We start from the raw sequence: 4,942 nt of genomic DNA, 5'->3' as shown, positions 1-4,942 counted from the left end.
GGCCTCAAGTCCTGGCGCGGCCCCACAAGGGCTGGCAAGGGGCACCCAAGGTTTTTCGTTCCCGAAAAAACTCCAAAGGTTGATCATGGAAATCTCGAAGGCGGAACTCGCTTCCGCAGCAGCCGCGTCCTCTGGCGCCGGCAACCCAACGCAAGAACTCATGGGCGCTGAAGTGCTGGTCAAGGCACTGCAGGCCGAAGGCGTCCAGTACATCTGGGGCTATCCCGGCGGCGCGGTTCTGTACATCTACGACGCGTTCTACAAGCAGGACACCATCCAGCACGTGCTGGTGCGCCACGAGCAGGCAGCCGTCCACGCGGCCGATGGGTATGCGCGCGCCACCGGCGAGGTCGGCGTGGCGCTGGTCACCTCGGGCCCCGGCCTCACGAATGCCGTCACCGGCATCGCCACGGCGTACATGGACTCGATCCCGATGGTGATCATCTCGGGCCAGGTACCCACCGCCGCCATCGGCCTGGACGCCTTCCAGGAATGCGACACCGTGGGCATCACCCGCCCCATCGTGAAGCACAACTTCCTCGTCAAGGATCCGAAGGATCTGGCCATGACGATGAAAAAGGCCTTCCACATCGCACGCAGCGGCCGGCCCGGGCCGGTGGTGGTGGACGTGCCCAAGGACGTTTCCTTCAAGAAGACCCCGTATGCCGGCTATCCCGACAAGGTCGAGATGCGCTCGTACAACCCGGTGCGCAAGGGCCACGGCGGTCAGATCCGCAAGGCGCTGCAGCTGCTGCTGAACGCCAAGCGCCCCTACATCTACACGGGCGGCGGCGTGCTGCTGGGCAACGCCTGCAACGAACTGCGCACGCTGGTCGACATGCTCGGCTACCCGGTCACCAATACGCTGATGGGCCTGGGCGCCTATCCGGCGAGCGACCGCAAGTTCCTGGGCATGCTGGGCATGCACGGCACCATCGAAGCCAACAACGCCATGCAGAACTGCGACGTGCTGCTGGCCGTGGGCGCGCGCTTCGATGACCGCGTGATCGGCAACCCCAAGCACTTCGCGACGAACGAACGCAAGATCATCCACGTCGACATCGATCCGTCGAGCATCTCCAAGCGCGTGAAGGTCGATATCCCGATCGTCGGCGACGTGAAAGACGTGCTCACCGAGCTGATCTCGATGATCCGCGAGAGCACCACCAAGCCCGACGCCGGCGCGCTGGCCGACTGGTGGAAGACCATCGAGGCCTGGCGCTCGCGCGACTGCCTCAAGTACGACCGCGGCAACAAGGACGTGATCAAGCCGCAGTACGTGGTCGAAACGCTCTGGAACATGACCAAGGACGCCGACGCGTACATCACCTCGGACGTGGGCCAGCACCAGATGTGGGCGGCGCAGTACTACCGCTTCGACGAGCCGCGCCGCTGGATCAATTCGGGTGGCCTCGGCACCATGGGCGTGGGCATTCCGTACGCCATGGGCATCAAGCTCGCCAAGCCCGATTCGGAAGTGTTCACCATCACCGGCGAAGGCTCGGTGCAGATGTGCATCCAGGAACTCTCGACCTGCCTGCAGTACAACACGCCGATCAAGATCTGCTCGCTCAACAACCGCTACCTGGGCATGGTGCGCCAGTGGCAGGAGATCGAATACTCCGGCCGCTACAGCCACAGCTACATGGATGCGCTGCCCAATTTCGTGAAGCTGGCCGAGGCCTACGGGCACGTCGGCATGCTGATCGAGCGTCCACAGGACGTGGAGCCGGCGCTGCGCGAAGCACGCAAGCTCAAGGACCGCACGGTGTTCATGGACTTCCGCACCGACCCCACCGAGAACGTGTTCCCGATGGTCAAGGCCGGCATGGGCATCACCGAGATGCTGCTGGGCTCCGAAGACCTCTGACCGGTCTGCGGCGCATTTGCTTTTAACTCTTTACTGACGAATCTATTGCCCGCCGAGCCTGCGCATTACCGTGCGCGGGGGAGGGCGGCGAAAGCGAAAGCTTCCGCGCAGGCGAAAAGAGGAGTCACGCAAACATGAAACACATCATTGCAGTGCTGCTGGAAAACGAGCCAGGTGCTCTTTCCCGCGTGGTGGGCCTGTTCTCGGCCCGCGGCTACAACATCGAATCGCTGACCGTCGCGCCGACCGAGGACGCGAGCCTCTCGCGCATGACCATCGTCACCGCCGGCTCGGACGACGTGATCGAACAGATCACCAAGCATCTCAACCGGCTGATCGAAGTGGTGAAGGTCGTCGACCTGACCGAAGGCGCGTACACGGAGCGCGAGCTCATGATGGTGAAGGTGCGCGCAGTCGGCAAGGAGCGCGAGGAAATGATGCGCATGGCCGAGATCTTCCGCGGCCGCATCATCGACGTCACGGACAAGAGCTACACCATCGAACTCACCGGCGACCACGGCAAGAACGACGCTTTCCTGGAAGCGATCGACCGTAGCGCTATCCTCGAGACTGTCCGCACCGGTGCCAGCGGCATCGGGCGCGGCGAGCGCATCCTGCGCGTGTAGGGGGTGAAGATCCCCTCAGTTCCACTGTTCTAAACCAAGGCACGAGGAGAAGGTAATGCAAGACTTGCTGGGCTTCGAGAAGATGGTCACCCCGATCGTCATCCGGATACTGTATTTCCTGGGATTGATGGTGGTATTGATTTCCGGCGTGGGCGCGCTCTTCAGCGGCGGCTTCAGAGGCATTCTTACCGGCTTCGCGATCCTGATTTTTGGCGCGATCATGGTTCGCGTCTACAGCGAATGGCCATGCGCATGCGCAGAACCTGAACGACAGCGGCGTCAAGGTCGTGGTCGGCCTGCGCAAGGGCGGCGCCTCCTGGCCCAAGGTCGAGAAGGCCGGCCTCAAGGTCGCCGAAGTGGCCGACGCCGTGAAGGCCGCCGACGTGGTCATGATCCTGCTGCCCGACGAGCAGATCGCCAACGTCTACAAGAACGACGTGGCACCGAACATCAAGGAAGGCGCTTCGCTGGTCTTCGCGCACGGCTTCAACGTGCACTACGGCTTCGTGCAGCCGCGCGCCGACCTCGACGTGTGGATGGTCGCTCCCAAGGCCCCCGGCCACACCGTGCGCAGCACCTACACGCAAGGCGGCGGCGTGCCCCACCTCGTGGCCGTGCACCAGGACAAGAGCGGCAAGGCGCGCGACCTCGCGCTGAGCTACGCCACCGCCAACGGCGGCGGCAAGGCCGGCATCATCGAGACCAACTTCCGCGAAGAAACCGAGACCGACCTGTTCGGCGAACAGGCGGTTCTGTGCGGCGGCACGGTCGAGCTGATCAAGGCCGGTTTCGAGACGCTGGTGGAAGCCGGCTACGCGCCCGAAATGGCGTACTTCGAATGCCTGCACGAGCTCAAGCTGATCGTCGACCTGATCTATGAAGGCGGCATCGCCAACATGAACTACTCGATCTCGAACAACGCCGAATACGGCGAGTACGTCACGGGCCCGCGCATCGTGACCGAAGAGACCAAGAAGGTCATGAAGCAAGTGCTCAAGGACATCCAGACCGGCGAATACGCCAAGAGCTTCGTGCTGGAAAACGCTGCCGGCGCTCCCACGCTGATCAGCCGCCGCCGCCTGAACTCCGAGCACCAGATCGAAGTCGTCGGCGAGAAGCTGCGCGCGATGATGCCGTGGATCAAGAAGAACAAGCTGGTCGACCAGACCCGCAACTGATCCGCCAATGAAGCGGGTGCCGCGGCACCCGTTTTCCGAGGGCCACCCGCCGGGGTGGCCTTTTTTCATGAGGGGGCGGACCATCCCCCCTGAACTACACTGCGAACCCATGCGATTTACAGACCAGGAAGCTATCGGATGGATAGCTGTTCGCGCAGTGCCCACGAGGGACGGAGGCAAATTCAATGCATGACGACACGGTTCCCGACGAAGTGCCGCCGCGCAAGCGCCGCAAGGGCATCTACATACTGCCGAACCTGTTCACGCTCGCTGCGCTGTTCGGGGGCTTCTATTCGATCGTGATGGCGATGAATGCGCGTTTCGACCTCGCGGCGATCGGCGTGTTCGCCGCAATGATTCTCGACAGCCTGGACGGCCGCGTGGCGCGCATGACCAACACGCAAAGCGCGTTCGGCGAGCAGATGGATTCGCTGTCCGACATGGTGTCGTTCGGCGCCGCTCCTGCGCTCATCGCCTACGAATGGTCGCTCAAGGGACTGGGCCGCTGGGGCTGGATCGCGGCCTTCGTGTATTGCGCCTGCGCCGCGCTGCGGCTGGCGCGCTTCAACGTCAATACCGGCGTGGTCGACAAGCGCTGGTTCCAGGGGCTGCCGTCCCCGGCGGCGGCGGCGCTCGTGGCCGGCTTCATCTGGCTCATGACCGAGTGGGGCAAGCGCGGCGGCGAGGTGCTGTATCTCTCGTGGACGCAGATCACGTGGATCACCTTCGCGTTCACGCTCTACGCCGGACTTTCGATGGTCACCAATGCGCCGTTCTACAGCTTCAAGGACGTCCAGATGAAAAAGAGCGTGCCCTTCGTGGTGATCGTGCTCATCGCGCTCGGCATCGCGGTCATCAACATCCATCCGCCCACGGTGCTTTTCGGCCTCTTCGTGGCCTATGGCCTGAGCGGCTATGTGGTCTACGCGTGGCGCAAGGCCAAGGGGCAGCAGGCGAGCGTGATCAGCACCTCGACCGAAGAGCCCGACGAGCGGGGCTTGCATAACTGAAGCCGGCTTGTGCTACATTCACAACCCTCATGACCAAGATTTCGCTGCTGGCCCTACTAGCCCTCCCTCACGGGCGGAGACGGTAGCGCACGCGCAAATCCCTCACCACGGCCCGTTCGCACCAGCAACGGGCCGTTTGTTTTTGGGGTTGCTGGTTGATTCCAACCATCACAGAGAAATCGACATGCTGAAGCAACCTCAAGCCAAATACCGCGCATTCGCCCCGATCGGCCTCAAGGACCGCACCTGGCCCGATGC

At 63.0% G+C, this 4,942-nt stretch carries 5 protein-coding genes and 1 pseudogene; 4 read left to right on the top strand and 2 right to left on the bottom strand.

The features are described 5' to 3' along the window. Positions 1-85: 85 nt before the first annotated feature. Together AC1DOC_RS27390 and ilvN are read left to right on the top strand one after the other, a co-directional pair. On the top strand, positions 86-1,870 hold the full coding sequence (locus AC1DOC_RS27390; RefSeq protein WP_012747478.1) for an acetolactate synthase 3 catalytic subunit: 1,785 nt from the start codon (positions 86-88) through the stop codon (positions 1,868-1,870). Between the two features lie 134 nt (positions 1,871-2,004). Next, the gene (gene ilvN / locus AC1DOC_RS27385) at positions 2,005-2,496 is read left to right on the top strand and encodes an acetolactate synthase small subunit (protein ID WP_012747479.1); all 492 of its coding nucleotides are present in this window, start codon (positions 2,005-2,007) and stop codon (positions 2,494-2,496) included. Positions 2,497-2,511: 15 nt separating this feature from the next. On the opposite strand, the gene AC1DOC_RS27380 is transcribed toward ilvN, so the two are convergent. Further along, positions 2,512-2,718 carry a hypothetical protein gene (locus AC1DOC_RS27380; RefSeq protein ID WP_478130888.1) on the bottom strand — a complete coding sequence of 69 codons (207 nt, stop codon included), beginning with the start codon at positions 2,716-2,718 and terminating at the stop codon, positions 2,512-2,514. Positions 2,719-2,732: 14 nt separating this feature from the next. Here AC1DOC_RS27380 and ilvC point away from each other — a divergent pair. Next, positions 2,733-3,674 (top strand): annotated as a pseudogene (gene ilvC / locus AC1DOC_RS27375) (ketol-acid reductoisomerase); the annotation flags it as partial. Between the two features lie 185 nt (positions 3,675-3,859). Beyond that, positions 3,860-4,684: a CDP-diacylglycerol--serine O-phosphatidyltransferase gene (gene pssA / locus AC1DOC_RS27370; protein WP_012747482.1), complete on the top strand. Its 825-nt coding sequence runs from the start codon at positions 3,860-3,862 to the stop codon at positions 4,682-4,684. A 67-nt stretch (positions 4,685-4,751) separates the two neighbouring features. Here the strand turns inward: pssA and AC1DOC_RS27365 are convergent. After that, the coding region (locus AC1DOC_RS27365; protein WP_478130889.1) for a hypothetical protein at positions 4,752-4,942 on the bottom strand (191 nt) is incomplete at its 5' end.

The sequence above is a fragment of the Variovorax sp. 01T439_2 genome (assembly GCF_056398445.1).
This window is presented reverse-complemented; position numbering and strand designations above follow the sequence as displayed.

Excerpts from the sequence above, each read along its gene's own strand:
- AC1DOC_RS27390 (WP_012747478.1), top strand. The coding sequence starts at position 86 with ATGGAAATCTCGAAGGCGGAACTCGCTTCCGCAGCAGCCGCGTCCTCT.
- ilvN (WP_012747479.1), top strand. The coding sequence starts at position 2,005 with ATGAAACACATCATTGCAGTGCTGCTGGAAAACGAGCCAGGTGCTCTT.
- AC1DOC_RS27380 (WP_478130888.1), bottom strand. The coding sequence starts at position 2,718 with ATGATCGCGCCAAAAATCAGGATCGCGAAGCCGGTAAGAATGCCTCTG.
- pssA (WP_012747482.1), top strand. The coding sequence starts at position 3,860 with ATGCATGACGACACGGTTCCCGACGAAGTGCCGCCGCGCAAGCGCCGC.